Below are 16,067 nucleotides of genomic sequence, written 5' to 3'. Positions count from 1 at the left end.
CTGGGAGCCATTGAGGAAGAAGCGAGCGGAAACCCATCGGGGCTCGCGGCGACGAAATGCCGGGCCGCTCAAAGAAGCCGGATATACATCAGCAATCGTGATCTCCAGACCAGAGCCAGCCAGACCGCTGCAATCAGGCGGGGTCCATATACATCCACACAAGATATTCTGGCAGGGCAGCGGCCTGCGCCGGATGAACCTGCTTGCATGAACCCCTCTTTACCAAGGCAGCGGCGCGCTATAGTCATTGCGGGCGCTGCGAGAGAGGGAACAACCATGGCCGACGATCTTTTCAACAGCTTCATGAACGGTCCGGATGAACAGGGGCGTTTCGGCATCTTTGGCGGGCGGTTTGTTTCGGAAACCCTGATGCCGCTGATCCTGAGCCTTGAGGAAGAATACAACCGGGCCAAGGACGATCCTTCCTTCTGGGCCGAGATGAAAGATTTGTGGACGCATTACGTCGGCCGCCCCAGCCCGCTGTACCACGCCGAGCGGCTCAGCACAGAACTGGGCGGCGCCAAGATCTATATGAAGCGCGACGAGCTGAACCACACCGGCGCGCATAAGGTGAACAATGTGCTGGGCCAGATCCTGCTGGCACGCCGTATGGGCAAGACCCGCATCATCGCTGAAACCGGCGCGGGCCAGCATGGTGTGGCCACCGCCACCGTCTGCGCCAAGTTCGGCCTCAAATGCATCGTCTACATGGGCGCCCATGATGTGAAGCGTCAGGCTCCGAACGTCTTTCGCATGCGTCTTTTGGGCGCTGAAGTCATCCCGGTCACGTCGGGCCGCGGTACACTGAAGGACGCGATGAACGACGCGCTGCGCGATTGGGTGACCAATGTGCGCGACACCTTCTATTGCATCGGCACCGCGGCCGGCCCGCATCCGTACCCGGCGATGGTGCGCGATTTCCAGTCGATCATCGGCAAGGAAGTCCGCTGGCAGCTGGCCGAGCAGGAGGGCGAAGGCCGTCTGCCGGATACTGTGATTGCCGCTATCGGAGGCGGCTCCAATGCCATTGGCCTTTTCCACCCGTTCCTGGATGACCCCTCGGTGAAAATCATCGGGGTTGAGGCCGGCGGCAAGGGGGTGGATGACCGGATCCAGCACTGCGCGTCGCTGACCGGCGGCCGCCCCGGCGTGCTGCACGGCAACCGTACCTATCTGCTGCAGAATGAGGACGGCCAGATTCAGGAAGGCTATTCGATTTCCGCAGGTCTGGATTACCCGGGAATTGGGCCGGAACATTCCTGGCTGCATGAAACCGGACGCGCCGAATATGTCTCGATCACCGATAAGGAAGCGCTGGAAGCCTTTCAGGTCAGCTGCCGCACCGAGGGCATCATCCCGGCGCTGGAGCCGTCGCACGCGCTGGCCCATGTGATGAAGATCGCGCCCAGGCTGCCATCGGACCACATCATCGTGATGAACATGTGCGGCCGCGGCGACAAGGACGTGTTCACCGTCGCCAAGCACCTGGGGTTCGATATGTCCGACACCGAAGAAGGCCGCAGCTTCGAGGAGTAACGGGCGCTTCCCGGAAACGCAAAAGGCGCTCTGCGGGGCGCCTTTTTCTTTTGGGGTCAGGCCTCGTGCAGGACGGTTTCGAACCCTTCGAACTGCGGATGCCCCAGGATCGGGCTTTCGCCTTCGCGTTTGCCCGCATCGCGATGCGCGGCGCGGAACTGTTCGGATTTGGTCCAGGCCTCGAAATCCGCGCGGCTGTCCCAGATCACGTGACTGGAATAGAGGCGGTGATTTTCACCCTCCGGGCCTTTCAGCAGGCGGAATTCACGGAACCCCTTCAGCTCTTTCAAGCGGCTTTCCCGCTGTTTCCAGATGGTCTCAAAATCGGCTTCGCGGCCCGGGCGGATCTTGAAGCGGTTCATGGCGATATAGCTCATGCAGGAGCCTCCTTATAGGTGTGGCGAAATGCGGGGAGGCTGGCGCAGGCGAGGGTCCGGCAGGCTGGCTTGACGATGCAATAACGATACATCCCGCAGCAGGTCAATGCGGCAGATCAGGCCGGGTCGGCTGCATAGCTTTGCAGCACGCTCAGCGGCACGATCTCCAGCGCACGCTGATGCGTGGCCTCCAGATGTACCTTGGGGGCGCAGCCTTCGTCTGCGGCCTGCAGAAAACGGGCAGCACACAGGCACCAGCGGTCCCCGGGCTGCAGGCCGGTGAAGCCGAACTCGGGCCGCGGGGTGGACAGATCGTTGCCGACATATTTGCTGAACGCCAGAAACTCGGCTGTGGTCACCACGCAGACAGTGTGGCTGCCGTGATCCTCGGCGCAGGTGTTGCAGTGCCCATCGCGGAAAAAGCCGGTCACCGGCGCGGTGGAGCAGGGCGCCAGTGCGCTGCCCAGAACGTTGAGACTGTCGTCTTTTTCCATGAAAGTCTGTCCTTGACGCGTTTGCGGGTAATGGTAGCGCGATTGCGCAGCCGGTCCCGGGAATTCAGGTGAGAGATATCTGCTGCGCTCAGGATTGCCCCAGCGGGCTGTAAAACGCAAACCGCCCGCCAGGCGGGCTGACGGGCGGTTGAAAATCAGGCTGCAATCCTCGGGTTACTTGCTGAACAGGAAGTGCAGCACATCTCCGTCTTTGACGACGTAGCTTTTGCCTTCGGCCCGCATCTTGCCGGCTTCCTTGGCGCCTTGCTCGCCATTGCAGGCAATGAATTCATCATAGGCGATGGTCTCGGCGCGGATGAAACCCTTCTCAAAGTCACCATGGATCACGCCGGCCGCCTGCGGCGCTGCAGTGCCGGTGCGGATGGTCCAGGCGCGGGCCTCTTTCGGGCCGACAGTGAAATAGGTTTCCAGATGCAGCAGTTCGTAACCGGCGCGGATCAGCCGGTCGAGACCGGCCTCGGCCAGACCCATTTCCTCCAGGAACATCTGGGCTTCGTCGGCTTCCAGCTGGCTGATCTCTTCTTCGATCTGGGCCGAGATGATCACATGGGAATTGCCCTGCGCCGCGGCCATTTCCGCGACCTTGGCGGAATGCGCATTGCCTTCAACCGATTCCGACTCGCCCACGTTGCAGACGTACAGCACCGGCTTGGTGGTCAAAAGCTGCAGCATCTTCCAGGCCTTAGCGTCGTCCGCGTCGACCTCCACCAGGCGGGCGGGCTTGCCGTCTTCCAGCATCGCCTGTGCTTCGGCCAGCAGGCGGTCCTGCTGCTGGGCCTCCTTGTCGTTGCCTTTCAGCTTGCGCACCAGGTTGGCGCGGCGCTTTTCGATGCTTTCAAGGTCTGACAGCATCAGCTCGGTCTCGATCACCTCGGCATCGGCCACCGGATCGACACGGCCATCCACATGGGTCACGTCGCCGTCTTCAAAACAGCGCAGCACATGGGCAATGGCATCGGTTTCGCGGATGTTGGCCAGGAACTGGTTGCCCAGCCCCTCGCCCTGCGACGCGCCTTTGACCAGGCCTGCGATGTCGACAAATGTCATCCGGGTCGGGATGATCTGCTTGGAGCCGGCAATCGCCGCCAGTTTGTCCAGCCGCGCGTCCGGCACGCCCACTTCCCCCACATTGGGTTCGATGGTGCAGAACGGAAAATTGGCCGCCTGCGCCGAGGCGGTTTTGGTCAGCGCGTTGAACAGTGTCGATTTACCCACGTTGGGCAGGCCGACGATTCCCATTTTAAAGCCCATGCCGGCCTCCTGATACCACTTGGGAGCTGCTTCTAGGCACCATTGGACGCCCGTGCAAGGCACGTATGGCTGGCATATGTGCCACAATCGGCTTTTGTGCGGGGCTGCACAGTAAGCCCTCATATTGCTTTTTCGTGATGCAGCTTGGAAAAGCAGGGCAGATAAATATCTTAGAGCCAAACAATTAATACCGTGAGGGGCTTGAAATGAAGAACACAGCTTTGCTGGCGGCGGCACTTGGTGCTGCCATGACCATGCCTGCTGCGGCGCAGGAAGTGACGCTGGGTCTGGGATACTCCGATTACCACCGGGAAGTCGCTGAAGACGGCGCCGTGTTTGCGCTGGATTACCTGCACACGCCGTTTCACGAACGCGGGCGCCTGTCGGCCCGGTTCGGCGCCGGGCTGGAAGTGCAGGAGACCGGTGATATCTTTGCCGGTGTCGGCATCAGCGGAACGATCGACCTGAACAACAACTGGTTCATTGAGACCAGCGTGATGCCCGGTGCCTATCACGACAGCGAGCCGGGCAATGATCTGGGGTCTGCATTCGAGATCCGCAGCCTGCTAGCGGTGGGTAAGCGGTTCCAGAACGGCAAGGCTGTGTCGCTGGCGTTCAGCCACAAATCCAACGCTTCCACCGCGGATGAGAACCCGGGCGTGAACTCGCTGACCCTGCGCTGGCATGTTCCGCTGAGCCGCTAAGGGACGCATTCACCGGGCTGCGGCGCGGCCCGGGATTGATTTCCCGCGCAACATTCGGCACACCGGGGCGGACAGATTTCAAAAGGCCCGCCCATGACCCGTATCGATGCCAAATTCGCCGACCTGAACGCCGCCGGAAAGAAAGCCTTTGTCACCTATGTGATGGCGGGCGACCCCGACTATGAGACTTCTCTGGAAGTGGTGAAGGGACTGCCTGGGGCCGGCGTGGACATCATCGAGCTGGGCCTGCCCTTCACCGATCCGATGGCGGACGGCCCGACTATTCAGCTGGCCGGGCAGAGGGCGCTGGACGGCGGCATGACGCTGGAACGGACGCTGCAGCTGGCAGCGGATTTCCGGAAGGAAGACAGCACGACTCCGATTGTGCTGATGGGCTATTACAACCCGATTTATAACCGCGGCGTGGACACTTTTCTGGACGACGCCAAGGCGGCTGGCATCGACGGGCTGATCGTGGTGGACCTGCCGCCGGAAGAGGATGACGAACTGTGCATCCCGGCGCAAAAGGCAGGGCTGAACTTCATCCGCCTGGCAACCCCGACAACTGACGATGCGCGCCTGCCCAAGGTGCTGCAGAACACCTCCGGCTTTGTCTATTATGTCTCGATCACCGGCATCACTGGCGCGGCTGAGGCCGAGGCCACCGACGTTGGACCCGAGGTCGCCCGCATCAAGGCGGCCACCGATCTGCCCATCATCGTGGGCTTTGGCATCAACACGCCCGAGAAGGCGCAGAACATCGCCTCGATCTCGGACGGCGCGGTTGTGGGCAGTGCCATTGTCAGCCAGATCGGCGCGGGCAAATCTCCGGCCGAGGTGCTGGCATTTGTAAAGTCCCTGGCGGATGGCGCGCACCAGGGCTGACGCTCGGACATAGCCTGATTTGAAAAGCCGCGCCTTCGGGGGCGGCTTTTTGCGTCTCTGGGGTGCGGCAATCGCGGCGTTGCCTTTGCCGCGATCAATTGGTAAGAAAACTTTACCAAAAGAAAGCGGGAGAAAGTCCAGTGCCGGTGATCACCAATATCAACGACCTGAAGCGCATCTATGAACGCCGTGTGCCGCGGATGTTCTACGACTATGCCGAAAGCGGCAGCTGGACTGAGCAGACCTTCCGCGAAAACACCTCGGATTTTGAGCAGGTCCGCCTGCGCCAGCGGGTGGCGGTGGACATGACCGGGCGCACGACGGCCAGCCGGATGATCGGCCAGGATGTGGCGATGCCGGTTGCACTGGCGCCGGTCGGGCTGACGGGGATGCAGCACGCCGATGGCGAGATAAAGGCGGCCCGCGCGGCGGAAGACTTCGGGGTGCCGTTCACCCTCTCCACCATGTCGATCAACTCGATCGAGGAAGTGGCAGAGGCGACCTCCAAGCCGTTTTGGTTCCAGCTTTATACGATGAAAGACGAGGATTACATCCGCCGCCTGATCCAGCGGGCCAAGGATGCCAAATGCTCGGCTCTGGTGATCACGCTGGACCTTCAGATCCTGGGCCAGCGCCACAAGGATCTGAAGAACGGCCTGTCCGCGCCGCCCAAGCTGACGCCGGCCACCATTGCCAACCTGATGACCAAATGGACCTGGGGATTGCAGATGCTGGGCGCCAAACGGCGCAATTTCGGCAATATCGTCGGCCATGTGCAGGGGGTCTCGGACACCTCGCAGCTGGGGGCCTGGACGGCCGAGCAGTTTGACCCGGCGCTCGATTGGGGCAAGGTCGAAAAGCTGATGGAGCTGTGGGGCGGCAAGGTGATCCTGAAGGGGATCCTGGACGCTGAGGACGCCAAGATGGCTGCCAAGCTGGGCGCCGATGCCATCGTGGTGTCGAACCACGGCGGGCGGCAGTTGGACGGGGTGCTGAGTTCGATCCGGATGCTGCCGCAGATCATGGATGCCGTAAGCAATGACGTCGAGGTGCATTTGGACAGCGGCATCCGGTCCGGCCAGGACGTGCTGAAGGCACTGGCGCTGGGGGCCACGGGCACCATGATCGGCCGCGCCTTTGTTTACGGGCTGGGGGCAAGGGGCCAAAAGGGCGTCACCGAGGCGCTGGAGGTGATTCGCAAGGAGCTGGACACCACCATGGCGTTGTGCGGCGAACGCTCGGTCGAGGGCCTTGGGCGCCATAATCTGCTGGTGCCGCAGGATTTCGGCGGGCGCTGGCAGGAATAACGCATGAGCGGGGCCTGAGCGGGGTCTTTCGGGGGGCTTTACCCCTTCCAAAATTGCCGCAAGCGGTCTATAGGCACGGCTTCACGCGGGGTGACAGCCTTGGAGGCACTCCGCCCTAGATACATTGGAGAATAGACATGGCAAAAGAGATTCCTGATCTCGTCGCCGAAGTACGTGCGGGGACGGGCAAGGGCGCCGCTCGCGCTGCGCGCCGCGCAGGCATGGTACCGGGCGTTGTTTACGGTGGCGATGTGGATCCCGTTGCGATCCAGATCCCGTTCAACGTTCTGCTGAAAAAGCTGAAAGCCGGCCAGTTCAAATCCACCCTGTGGAATCTGAAGGTCGAAGGCCAGGACGACGTGCGCGTGATCTGCCGCGACGTTCAGCGCGATGTGGTGAAGGACCTGCCGACCCACCTCGACCTGATGCGCCTGCGCCGCACTTCGAAAGTCAACCTGTACATCCCGGTTGAGTTCATCAACGAGGACGAAGCACCCGGTGTCAAAAAAGGCGGCATGCTGAACGTGACCCGCCCCGAGGTTGAGCTGGTTGTGACCGCCGGCGACATCCCCGAGAAGCTGGTTGTCGATCTGGCAGGCCTGAACATCGGCGACGTTGTCACTATCTCGTCGATCGATCTGCCGGCCGGCGCCAAGCCGACCATTGACCGCGACTTTGTGATTGCCAACATCGCATCCCCGGGCGGCCTGACCGCGTCGGATGACGAAGACGGTGAAGGCGAAGACGGCGAAGCGCTGGAAGCTGCAGAAGAATAAGATCTGTTCCCAAGCGGAACGGCTGGCGGGCTCCCATCCGGGGGCCCGTTTTCTTGTGGGCGGTGCGCCTGACAGCAAGTGATTGACTTTTCCCTGCACCGCTGTCCCATTTCCGGCTGAGGACAGGGGAGAAACGGGCATGGCGGATTTTGACATTGCCATTGCGGGCGCTGGCGCGGTGGGGATGAGCTGCGCGCTGTGGGCGCAGATGCGCGGGCATAAGGTGCTGCTGTTGGACCCTGAACCGCCCGGATCCGGCACCAGCTACGGCAATGCCTGCACCCTGGCGACCTATGCCTGCCTGCCGGTGAATGATCCGTCGGTGCTCGCCAGCCTGCCGCAGCTGATGTTCTCCAAGGATAGCCCGCTGTCGCTGTCATACGCCCATGCGCTGCGTAATCCGCGCTGGATGCTGTCCTTTCTGGCCAATTGCCGTGCGGCGCCTTCGCGGCGGATTGCGGGCCAACTGGCGGATTTGCTCTCGCACGCAGATGCCGGGATCAATCCGTTGATCGAGGCGGCGGACGCGCAGGATCTGGTGGTCGAGCGCGGCCAGCTGTCAGTCTGGTCAACTGTGAAGGCTGCCGAGGCAGCGACGGCAGGGCTTGAGCGCCGCCGAGCGCTGGGCGTGCCCTGGCGCGAGGTCGCACCTGATGAGGCGCAAGAGATGGAGCCGGGCCTGCAGTCGCCGGTCAAACGCGCGGTGCATTTTCACGCCGCACGGCACTTGCGCGACCCGCAGGAATTCATCACCCGGATGCACCGGGCCTTTACGGAACTCGGCGGCACCACACTGCGGGCGAAGGCAGAGGCGGTCCGGGCCTCGGGCACGGGCGTGGAGGTGCAGGCGGAAGGGCAGAGCATCACTGCGGCCCATGCGGTGATTGCCAGCGGCGCGTTCTCGAAACGGATCAAGGGAGCAGGGACGGATAAGCTGCCGCTCGGCACTGAGCGTGGCTACCATCTTATGTTCAAGGATGAGGCGCACCGGGTGACCCGTCCTGTGGGTTGGGGCGAGGCTGGGTTTTATGCGGTGCCACACGCACAGGGGCTGCGACTGACCGGCACGGTGGAGATCGCAGCGCTGGATGCGCCCATGAACAAGCGCCGGCTGGCCTATATCGCCCGCAAGGGGGCAGAGATGCTGGGCGCATTGCCGGACCCGGACAGCGAATGGCTGGGCTACCGCCCAACCATGCCCGACTCGCTGCCGGTGATTGGCCGCAGTCCGCAGTCGGAGCGGGTGCTTTACGCCTTTGGCCATCAGCACATCGGGCTGACCCTTGGCGGCATCACCGGGCGGCTGATCGCCGATCTTGCGGAAGGCGGTCAGCCGAATGTGGATCTGGCCCCCTATGCCGCTACCCGCCCCTTTGCCTGACGCCGCGCGGCACTGGATTCCGCCGTCCAAATAGGGCATCACTCGGTTTCCTTGACACGCAGATTGAGCACCGCCCATGAAACTCTTTGTCGGCCTTGGCAATCCCGGCCCGAAATATGAGCGCAACCGCCACAACATCGGCTTTATGGCGCTGGACCGGATTGCCGGCGATCACGGGTTTTCCCCCTGGAAATCCAAGTTCCAGGCACTGATCAGCGAGGGCAATCTGGGCGGCGAAAAGGTGCTGCTGCTGAAGCCGCAGACCTTCATGAACCTGTCCGGCCAGTCAGTGGGCGAGGCGATGCGGTTTTACAAGCTGACGCCGGCGGACGTAGTGGTTCTGCATGACGAACTGGACCTGGCACCTGGCAAGGCGCGCATGAAACAGGGCGGCGGCCATGCCGGCCACAATGGGCTGCGCTCTATCCATTCGCATGTCGGTGCCGATTATGCGCGGGTGCGGCTGGGGATCGGCCATCCGGGCCACAAGGACGCGGTCGCGGGCTATGTGCTGCGCGATTTCCCCAAGGCGGATGAAGGCTGGCTGGACGATGTGATGCGCGGCATCTCCGACGGTGCCGCAGACCTGGCCAAGGGCGACGGCGGCAAGTTCATGAATGCGGTTGCCCTGCGCGTGGCGCCGCCGCGCAGTTCCACCACCAAGCCCAAGGCTGAGGTGAAACAGCCCGCCAAGGCAGAGCCGGCGCCGGACACCCGCTCGCCACTGGAAAAGCTGATGGGCAAGTTCAAGTAAACCGGGAGACAGGCAGATGGTGAAACTGATTATCGACACCGATCCGGGCATCGACGATGCGATGGCGATCTTCTATGCCGCCGCGGCGCCGGATATTGATCTGCTGGGTCTGACCACGATCTTCGGCAATGTGACGACCGCCACCGCCACCCGCAATGCGCTGCGCCTGCTGGAGGCCGCCGGGCTGGATGTGCCGGTCGCTGCTGGTGCCACAACGCCGCTGCTGCTGCCGCCCTTCAAACCCTCGGCCTATGTGCATGGCGAAGAGGGCTTTGGCGACATTCCGGCGGCAGAGCCCAAGGGCAAACCGCTGGACGAGGAGGCCGCGGATTTCCTGTGCCGCATGGCGCGGGAGCATAAGGGAGAGCTGGTAGTCTGCCCGATCGGCCCGCTGACCAACATTGCATTGGCGATGCAGCGTGACCCGGACTTCATCCGCAACGTGAAATCCGTCGTGGTGATGGGCGGCTCGCTGGAAGAAGGCGGCAATATCACGCCGCACGCCGAGGCCAATATCTACCACGACCCGCACGCCGCGGATGTGGTCTGCAAGGGGGGCAGCAAGGTGGTGTTTGTCGGGCTGGATGTCACTCACCGGATCCTGTGCCGGCCGGAGGATTTTGCTGCCATCGCTGCACAGTCGCCGGACCTGGGCGGCATGCTGCAGGAGATGTCGCATTTCTATATCAAGTTCTACAGGGAGGTTGCCGGCCTCAACGGTTGCTCGCTGCACGACCCTGCGGCGGTGATTGCCTGCACCCATCCGGACCTGTTCGGAATGCGCGACGTGCCGCTTGAGGTGTCCTGCGAGGGCGAAACCTCCGGCGCGACCCTGGCTGCACCGGACAGCGCACGGGCGCCGGTCAAAGTCTGCATGACGGTAGAGGCGGACGCGGTGAAATCGCTGTTTTTGCGGCGCTTGGCGCTGTTGCCGTAACTCCGGGCGCGGTATTGCGCTCCTTGCCCCGGGGCGTTTCTCTTTGCGAAGACTGTCGATATCAGCTTGATGGTTTGATCACGGGCAACCGGACAACAGGATGCGCTGCTCCGCGGTCTGCGGGGCGGGCATTGGCTCCAAATGCAAGCTGCCGCTGCAGCTTTGACGGGCAGGATCAGCGCCACCCCGCGTCTTTGCCCGCTTTTTCCTTCTGCACCCAAGGCCATAGGCCACTAGTAGGATCGGATGGCTTCACTAGGCGGAGAAACTCAACGCGTGATATGCCTAGGCGAGCAATTCGGGCTATGATTTGTAGCTGTACACGGATGAATGCGGCAGCCAAGAAATAAGCAAGCCAATGAGAATAAACGTGTGTGTCCAGCGTGTGTGGTTTTGTGTGTGGTCACCCATTCATAAGTCATTGAATCTTATGCAAAAAGCATGGGTGGCGGAGACGAAGGGATTCGAACCCTCGAGACCCTTCCGGGCCTACTCCCTTAGCAGGGGAGTTACTTGCACCGTCATGGTGCTGATTTAATTTAAAAATCAAGGGCAGCAAAACAGGGCTGCACGGATTTTGCACGGGTTTCGCATGGGTTTCGCAAAATGCACACCCGGCCGCGCGCCGCAGGCACAAAAAGGCCGGGGCCTTACAAAGCCCCGGCCGCGGCGGCGCCACCCGAAGGACGCGCCGCAGGCACCATGCAAAGCACGCTTTACCGTGCGGACCGGTCAGCCCAGAATATACTCCAGCACCTGGGCCTCCAGCGCCTCCAGACAGCCGGAATTGTCCAGCACCAGGTCCGGCTCCACATCCAGCCGTTCAGAGCTATGGAATTCTCCGTCCTTGGAACCCTCGAGACCCTTCCGGGCCTACTCCCTTAGCAGGGGAGTTACTTGCACCGTCATGGTGCTGATTTAATTTAAAAATCAAGGGCAGCAAAACAGGGCTGCACGGATTTTGCACGGGTTTCGCATGGGTTTCGCAAAATGCACACCCGGCCGCGCGCCGCAGGCACAAAAAGGCCGGGGCCTTACAAAGCCCCGGCCGCGGCGGCGCCACCCGAAGGACGCGCCGCAGGCACCATGCAAAGCACGCTTTACCGTGCGGACCGGTCAGCCCAGAATATACTCCAGCACCTGGGCCTCCAGCGCCTCCAGACAGCCGGAATTGTCCAGCACCAGGTCCGGCTCCACATCCAGCCGTTCAGAGCTATGGAATTCTCCGTCCTTGGCAATCTCCGCCGCGCGGCCCTTCACTTGCCAGACCTGGCGGACGCCCATCAGCTGGTCCACATCAGTGCCCCGGACAGCCGCCGCCTCATTGGCCATGCGCACATCCTCAAAGACCACCCGGCCGCCCGCATCCAGAATGTCGCGTGCCCGACGCATGGCAATTTCCACCCAGAAATCCGGGTGCATCAGATTGCGGCCCCATTCGGTGCCCAGCGTCTGCATGGCATAGCGCGGGCTGCGGCCGCCCAGGTCTACAATCTCCGCCTCTTTCAGGTCGCCCGCCAGCATCCGCTCCGCATAATCCTCCGGCACCCCGGCAGAGGCCATCAGGGCGCGCAGCATGGCTTTCAGCGGATCAGCAAAGGCAATTCGGATGTATCCCAGCCCCTCCAGGAACTCCGCCGCGGTGGTCTTGCCCGATCCGGCCAGGCCGCAGAGACCAATCACCCGCGGCGCGTGCTCCGGCACCTCCAGAACCGGCTCCGGCGCCACCGCATCAAAGGCGGCCGGGGCGGCATGGCGGCAGGCGGCAAGCTCCGGCCCTGCATCCCCCATGCGGGTGATTTCAACATGCACCGTGCGGTCCGGCCCGGCGGCCCGGTCGATGCCAAACACCTTCCGCCCAGACAAACCTGCCGCAAACGCTTCCAGGCATTGTTTGCTGACCCCCACCTCATCGCAGAGCACAGTATCCGCTTTGCTGCCGGTCAGCTGTTCCGCCGGGCAGTCCACACCGGCTTCCAGCATCGCCTGGCGGCGGCGCGCCATCCGCTCCCCCTTGCTGGCGCACAAATCACGGCCGCCAAAATCCGCAGCGCCGCAGTCCGTGCAGACATAACCGAATTTGCGGAACTCCACCGGGCAGCCCTGCTGCGTTTTTTCCATACGCAATTCCTCATTTTGCGGCTTGGCGGGCATCCCAAGGAAGCCCCAATAATCTTCCGGCCAAATATCATCTTTGCGGGTTCCCACTTTCACACCTCATCTTTCTTAACTGGCGGCGGCGACACTGAAAGGCTTTCGACACCCGCACCGAACAGCGCCTCCTGGCAGGACTGGCAGGCATAAGTGTGCCCCTCCAGATACGCGCGCGCGCCTGCGGCGTGCTCTCCGGCAAGGCGGACGGCCACCGCCTCGGCGTGCCCGATCTGGCGGCAAACCGAAGCGCATTTTTCGTACCCCTCACGGGGCAGCCGCGGGCAGCTGTTCTGCGGGTTCAGGCACCAGTTTTCGCCAACCACATAGTCGCCGCATTTCGTCACTAGCGTGCATCTGACACGCGCTTTTGCACATGGCCCCATGATCACACCTAGCTAGAACGGGATTTCGTCATCATCGATAGCGCCAGCAGCGCCGCCGTTGCCGCCAGCATGGGGGCCGCCCTGGCCGCCGCCCTGGCTGTCATACCCGCCGCCATTACTGCCGCCCTGGCCGCCGTCCTGCTTGTCCAGCATATCCATGGTGCCATCGTAGGGTTTCAGCACCACCTCGGTTGAATAGCGGTCCTGGCCGCTCTGGTCCTGCCATTTGCGGGTTTCCAGCTTGCCCTCCAGGTACACATGCGAGCCTTTGCGCAGATACTGCTCCGCCACCCGCGCCAGGCTGCCAAAGATCGCCACCCGGTGCCACTCGGTCTTTTCCCGCTGCTCGCCGCTGTTGCGGTCCTTCCAGCGCTCTGTGGTGGCAACGCTGAGATTTGCCACCTTGTCGCCATTATTGAAGCTGCGCACCTCAGGGTCGCGCCCGAGGTGCCCCACAAGAATAACCTTGTTAATCCGTCCCATTCCGCTTTCTGAACCTCTCAAAAATCCGTCTCAGCACATAGCTACGGCATAGCGATATTGCGGAAAAAGCGGCACCGATCCCGGCCGCCTGGCCCGGCGTCACCGGCAGCCCGAAGACGGGCAGAACCGCCAGGTTTGCCAGCACCGCCACACCCCAGCCAAGCACCACATTGGCCAGCGCCTCCAGCAGGCTGCCCCGGCGGCTTTGCCCGGCCGCCATCAGAACCACCCGGTGAAACGCGCCACCTGGCCGTCATGCGGGCAGTGCAAGAACACCTCCACAGCCTGGCGGTTCACATAGCCGTTGCGGTGGTGCCAGCCGTCCGGCGGCGATGGCGAGCGCACATATTCGATCTGCGGCGCCTGGGTATCCTCCAGCCCAGCATCATCGCGCAGCACCGTCATGCCGATCAGGTCTTTTTCGGTCTGCCGCTTTTGGGTGCCGCGGCCGCGCTTGCCGATCTTGTGGTGCAGGTGGTGCAGATACCAATAGCGGCGGCGGCCGCCGTCCAGGTGCTGCGGCACCTCATCCAGCATCAGCGCGGGCAAATCCGCCTCCTTTGCGCCGTCGCCATGGGTGAAGCCCAGGAGATTGGCGCCAAAGCGGAAATATTTGCGGTGGTTGTGGCTGGTGTTGTAATCGCTGGCATTCACTTCCGGGCAATCCCGGAACCAGGCCCGCACCGCACGGGCCAGGGCAAAGCCGGTGAACCAGTCATGATTGGACGGGCAGTAAAGCACCGTGACCGGTGCCACCTGGCGGCACATATCAATGCAGGCCACATAGAAGGCCAGGGCATCGTCAAACATCACCGCCAGGGTGCCGTCGGTATCCTGAGGGGTGCCGCTGGTGGTGGTGCGGCCGGGTTTGTCGATGTGAATCACGTCATTGCCCAGCACAAACAGGATATGCGCCACGCCGTGCTTTTGCGCCCTCTCCAGCAGCGCGCGGGTGCCCTCAATACCGCGGCGCACCGCCTCGGCCCGGTCATAGGCAAAGCCGGTTTCCTCAAACACGCACAGCTTGCCAATATGCAAATCCGCAATATCCACCACCAGCAGGTTTTCACCGACGGGCTGCGGCCGGGCCGGTTTTGCCAGATCGCCGCGGAACACATTGGCCACCGCATCCTCCAGCACAGCCTCCAGGTCTGCCGCCTCCGGCGCCCCGTCCTTGCCCAGGAAGAAATAGCTGCTGGCCCATTCGCCGGTTTCCGCATCTTCCTTGTGGACCCAGCCGGAATGCAGGCCGGGCAATTCGCCCATGCCCAGCTTGTCCAGCGTCTTGCGGATACCCGGATCAAGCCGGGCCTGCTTATCCGCCAGCTTTTTCTTTGCCGCGTGATAGCTCTTATGGACGCTGGCTTTATCCGCGCCCAGCTGCTCCCCGATCTGCTTAAAGGTCAGCCCCTTGCCGTCCTTCAAATCCACCACCTGGCGCTGCCTGTCCGTCAGCATGGCTGTTCCCCCTTGCTCTTTCGCCGCGCCAAGAGGCTGCGGATTTCATCACTCAAAGCCGCCCCGGCCACCACTGCCGCCCCAAGAGCAAGCAGCAAGACCCAGGGCGGCACCCCGTTGCGGACCGTGACGGATTGCACCGCCTCGGCCCGCACAGCTGTCTCCCCGGCGCTTTGCTCGATCGTGCGCGCCTGCGGGCGCAACAGCTTTTGCTCACTGATCTGGGACCGCCCCAGCACCTGGGCATTTGCCTTGCCCGCCTGCACATTGGCCGCCGCCTTGGGTCCGCCGCCGCCCAGAACACCCGCGGCAGCCGCCGCCTGGCCCGCCAGCCTCACAGGGCCGCTGCAGGCGCCCAGGATGGCCAGAAGGGCCACACAGGCACCTGCGGCCACATAGCCGCGCAAAACCCGCCTCACACCGGCACCGCCTGGACGTGCATCCAGTCAAAGTTTTTTTCGCGGCCCAGACTTGTCCACCCCTCATCCTCCCAGATTTCCCAGAAGCGGGTGGCGTCCGGCTGCGCCAGGCGGGCCTGATCGCGGCCCCAGCGCAGCCGGTTGCGGGCCGGGTCAAAATCAATGGCAATGCCATAGGCATGGGTGGACAGGCTGGTGCCGCCGCGCATGGTGCGGTGATTGAAACAGCCGCCGAACAGGTGCAGGCCGAGGCCGCGGATTTGCACCAGGCTGTGCGCCGCGCCGATCCGGTCAAAGGCCCGCTGCGCGCTTGGCGCCACCAGTTCATGGCAGCGGAAGCTGGTAATCACCTGGGTATCATCCCAGGCAAGAACCATGCGCCAGGGCACCCGCACAACGCCTGCAGTGCAGGCGGCAGACCCGGCCGGGCCGAACCGCTCCGCCTTATCCATGCCGCGCACCGGCAGCCCGGTGCCGCGCCAGGCTGCAAAGGCGGCATCGGTGGACGGCCCCCAAAAGCCGTCAATCAGGCCAGGATCATGGCCCGCCCGTTCCAGCACCAGCTGCGCCGCTGCAATGACCCGGCGCACCGCTGGCCATTCGCCCGCAATGGCCAGCTGCTCAACACCGGGGATGCGCCAGGCGGCCGCCAGGCTTTGCGGCCCGGCCTTGCCGTCGATAGCGCCGCGGTAATTGGCGCCTGCGCGCAGCAGCCGCTGCGCATTTTTAACCCTGTCTGAATACATG

The 16,067-nt window shown here is 62.9% G+C and carries 19 protein-coding genes; 9 read left to right on the top strand and 10 right to left on the bottom strand.

Annotated features, from left to right (window positions below):
- A partial coding sequence (locus A2I95_RS19635; RefSeq protein ID WP_291732404.1) for a hypothetical protein occupies nt 1-211 on the top strand: 211 nt, incomplete at its 5' end.
- 65 nt (nt 212-276) lie between these two features.
- The gene (gene trpB, locus A2I95_RS19630; protein ID WP_291732402.1) at nt 277-1,536 is read left to right on the top strand and encodes a tryptophan synthase subunit beta; all 1,260 of its coding nucleotides are present in this window, start codon (nt 277-279) and stop codon (nt 1,534-1,536) included.
- A 56-nt stretch (nt 1,537-1,592) separates the two neighbouring features.
- On the opposite strand, the gene A2I95_RS19625 is transcribed toward trpB, so the two are convergent.
- From A2I95_RS19625 to ychF, 3 genes are all read right to left on the bottom strand, one after another.
- Nucleotides 1,593-1,913 (bottom strand): antibiotic biosynthesis monooxygenase, encoded by a 321-nt coding sequence (locus A2I95_RS19625; RefSeq protein WP_291732400.1) that lies wholly within the window; start codon nt 1,911-1,913, stop codon nt 1,593-1,595.
- A gap of 116 nt (nt 1,914-2,029) precedes the next feature.
- Nucleotides 2,030-2,407: a DUF2237 domain-containing protein gene (locus A2I95_RS19620; RefSeq protein WP_291732398.1), complete on the bottom strand. Its 378-nt coding sequence runs from the start codon at nt 2,405-2,407 to the stop codon at nt 2,030-2,032.
- 174 nt (nt 2,408-2,581) lie between these two features.
- Nucleotides 2,582-3,679, bottom strand: a complete 1,098-nt coding sequence (gene ychF, locus A2I95_RS19615; RefSeq protein ID WP_291732396.1) for a redox-regulated ATPase YchF — start codon at nt 3,677-3,679, stop codon at nt 2,582-2,584.
- A 206-nt stretch (nt 3,680-3,885) separates the two neighbouring features.
- On the opposite strand from ychF, the gene A2I95_RS19610 reads away from it, so the two are divergent.
- The 7 genes from A2I95_RS19610 (at nt 3,886) to A2I95_RS19580 (ending at nt 10,423) form a co-directional block, all read left to right on the top strand.
- A complete protein-coding gene (locus tag A2I95_RS19610; protein ID WP_291732394.1) occupies nt 3,886-4,383 on the top strand; it encodes an acyloxyacyl hydrolase in 498 nt (165 codons plus the stop codon).
- 93 nt (nt 4,384-4,476) lie between these two features.
- The gene (gene trpA, locus A2I95_RS19605) at nt 4,477-5,268 is read left to right on the top strand and encodes a tryptophan synthase subunit alpha (protein ID WP_291732391.1); all 792 of its coding nucleotides are present in this window, start codon (nt 4,477-4,479) and stop codon (nt 5,266-5,268) included.
- A 140-nt stretch (nt 5,269-5,408) separates the two neighbouring features.
- Nucleotides 5,409-6,575, top strand: a complete 1,167-nt coding sequence (locus tag A2I95_RS19600) for an alpha-hydroxy acid oxidase (RefSeq protein ID WP_291732389.1) — start codon at nt 5,409-5,411, stop codon at nt 6,573-6,575.
- A 137-nt stretch (nt 6,576-6,712) separates the two neighbouring features.
- Complete coding sequence (locus tag A2I95_RS19595; RefSeq protein WP_291732385.1) at nt 6,713-7,351, top strand: 50S ribosomal protein L25/general stress protein Ctc; 639 nt, start codon at nt 6,713-6,715, stop codon at nt 7,349-7,351.
- 139 nt (nt 7,352-7,490) lie between these two features.
- On the top strand, nt 7,491-8,732 hold the full coding sequence (locus A2I95_RS19590) for an FAD-binding oxidoreductase (protein WP_291732382.1): 1,242 nt from the start codon (nt 7,491-7,493) through the stop codon (nt 8,730-8,732).
- 76 nt (nt 8,733-8,808) lie between these two features.
- Complete coding sequence (gene pth / locus A2I95_RS19585; protein WP_291732380.1) at nt 8,809-9,486, top strand: aminoacyl-tRNA hydrolase; 678 nt, start codon at nt 8,809-8,811, stop codon at nt 9,484-9,486.
- Between the two features lie 16 nt (nt 9,487-9,502).
- A complete protein-coding gene (locus A2I95_RS19580) occupies nt 9,503-10,423 on the top strand; it encodes a nucleoside hydrolase (protein WP_291732378.1) in 921 nt (306 codons plus the stop codon).
- Between the two features lie 1,116 nt (nt 10,424-11,539).
- On the opposite strand, the gene A2I95_RS19575 is transcribed toward A2I95_RS19580, so the two are convergent.
- The 7 genes from A2I95_RS19575 to A2I95_RS19545 form a co-directional block, all read right to left on the bottom strand.
- Nucleotides 11,540-12,544, bottom strand: a complete 1,005-nt coding sequence (locus A2I95_RS19575) for a hypothetical protein (RefSeq protein ID WP_291732376.1) — start codon at nt 12,542-12,544, stop codon at nt 11,540-11,542.
- Nucleotides 12,545-12,633: 89 nt separating this feature from the next.
- Nucleotides 12,634-12,921: a hypothetical protein gene (locus A2I95_RS19570; protein WP_291732373.1), complete on the bottom strand. Its 288-nt coding sequence runs from the start codon at nt 12,919-12,921 to the stop codon at nt 12,634-12,636.
- Between the two features lie 51 nt (nt 12,922-12,972).
- Nucleotides 12,973-13,443 carry a single-stranded DNA-binding protein gene (ssb, locus tag A2I95_RS19565; RefSeq protein ID WP_291732371.1) on the bottom strand — a complete coding sequence of 157 codons (471 nt, stop codon included), beginning with the start codon at nt 13,441-13,443 and terminating at the stop codon, nt 12,973-12,975.
- Nucleotides 13,430-13,663, bottom strand: coding sequence for a hypothetical protein (locus tag A2I95_RS19560; RefSeq protein WP_291732369.1), 234 nt, complete (start codon nt 13,661-13,663; stop codon nt 13,430-13,432). The genes ssb and A2I95_RS19560 overlap by 14 nt, the downstream gene beginning before the upstream one ends.
- Nucleotides 13,663-14,901 (bottom strand): sigma factor-like helix-turn-helix DNA-binding protein, encoded by a 1,239-nt coding sequence (locus A2I95_RS19555; RefSeq protein ID WP_291732368.1) that lies wholly within the window; start codon nt 14,899-14,901, stop codon nt 13,663-13,665. Before A2I95_RS19555 ends, A2I95_RS19560 begins: the two co-directional genes overlap by 1 nt.
- Nucleotides 14,895-15,320 carry a bacteriophage spanin2 family protein gene (locus A2I95_RS19550; RefSeq protein ID WP_291732366.1) on the bottom strand — a complete coding sequence of 142 codons (426 nt, stop codon included), beginning with the start codon at nt 15,318-15,320 and terminating at the stop codon, nt 14,895-14,897. The genes A2I95_RS19555 and A2I95_RS19550 overlap by 7 nt, the downstream gene beginning before the upstream one ends.
- Nucleotides 15,317-16,066, bottom strand: a complete 750-nt coding sequence (locus tag A2I95_RS19545) for a M15 family metallopeptidase (protein ID WP_291732363.1) — start codon at nt 16,064-16,066, stop codon at nt 15,317-15,319. The genes A2I95_RS19550 and A2I95_RS19545 overlap by 4 nt, the downstream gene beginning before the upstream one ends.
- Between the last annotated feature and the right edge of the window lies 1 nt (nt 16,067).

The organism is Leisingera sp. F5 (assembly GCF_001593695.1).
Note: the sequence above shows the minus strand (reverse complement) of the source record. Positions and strands in the feature narration are given on the sequence as shown.

Coding starts and splice junctions, on each gene's coding strand:
- trpB (WP_291732402.1), top strand. CDS start 277: ATGGCCGACGATCTTTTCAACAGCTTCATGAACGGTCCGGATGAACAG.
- ychF (WP_291732396.1), bottom strand. CDS start 3,679: ATGGGCTTTAAAATGGGAATCGTCGGCCTGCCCAACGTGGGTAAATCG.
- A2I95_RS19560 (WP_291732369.1), bottom strand. CDS start 13,663: ATGGCGGCCGGGCAAAGCCGCCGGGGCAGCCTGCTGGAGGCGCTGGCC.
- A2I95_RS19580 (WP_291732378.1), top strand. CDS start 9,503: ATGGTGAAACTGATTATCGACACCGATCCGGGCATCGACGATGCGATG.
- A2I95_RS19610 (WP_291732394.1), top strand. CDS start 3,886: ATGAAGAACACAGCTTTGCTGGCGGCGGCACTTGGTGCTGCCATGACC.
- trpA (WP_291732391.1), top strand. CDS start 4,477: ATGACCCGTATCGATGCCAAATTCGCCGACCTGAACGCCGCCGGAAAG.
- A2I95_RS19575 (WP_291732376.1), bottom strand. CDS start 12,544: ATGGAAAAAACGCAGCAGGGCTGCCCGGTGGAGTTCCGCAAATTCGGT.
- A2I95_RS19595 (WP_291732385.1), top strand. CDS start 6,713: ATGGCAAAAGAGATTCCTGATCTCGTCGCCGAAGTACGTGCGGGGACG.
- A2I95_RS19625 (WP_291732400.1), bottom strand. CDS start 1,913: ATGAGCTATATCGCCATGAACCGCTTCAAGATCCGCCCGGGCCGCGAA.
- A2I95_RS19555 (WP_291732368.1), bottom strand. CDS start 14,901: ATGCTGACGGACAGGCAGCGCCAGGTGGTGGATTTGAAGGACGGCAAG.
- A2I95_RS19545 (WP_291732363.1), bottom strand. CDS start 16,066: ATGTATTCAGACAGGGTTAAAAATGCGCAGCGGCTGCTGCGCGCAGGC.
- A2I95_RS19620 (WP_291732398.1), bottom strand. CDS start 2,407: ATGGAAAAAGACGACAGTCTCAACGTTCTGGGCAGCGCACTGGCGCCC.
- ssb (WP_291732371.1), bottom strand. CDS start 13,443: ATGGGACGGATTAACAAGGTTATTCTTGTGGGGCACCTCGGGCGCGAC.
- A2I95_RS19590 (WP_291732382.1), top strand. CDS start 7,491: ATGGCGGATTTTGACATTGCCATTGCGGGCGCTGGCGCGGTGGGGATG.
- pth (WP_291732380.1), top strand. CDS start 8,809: ATGAAACTCTTTGTCGGCCTTGGCAATCCCGGCCCGAAATATGAGCGC.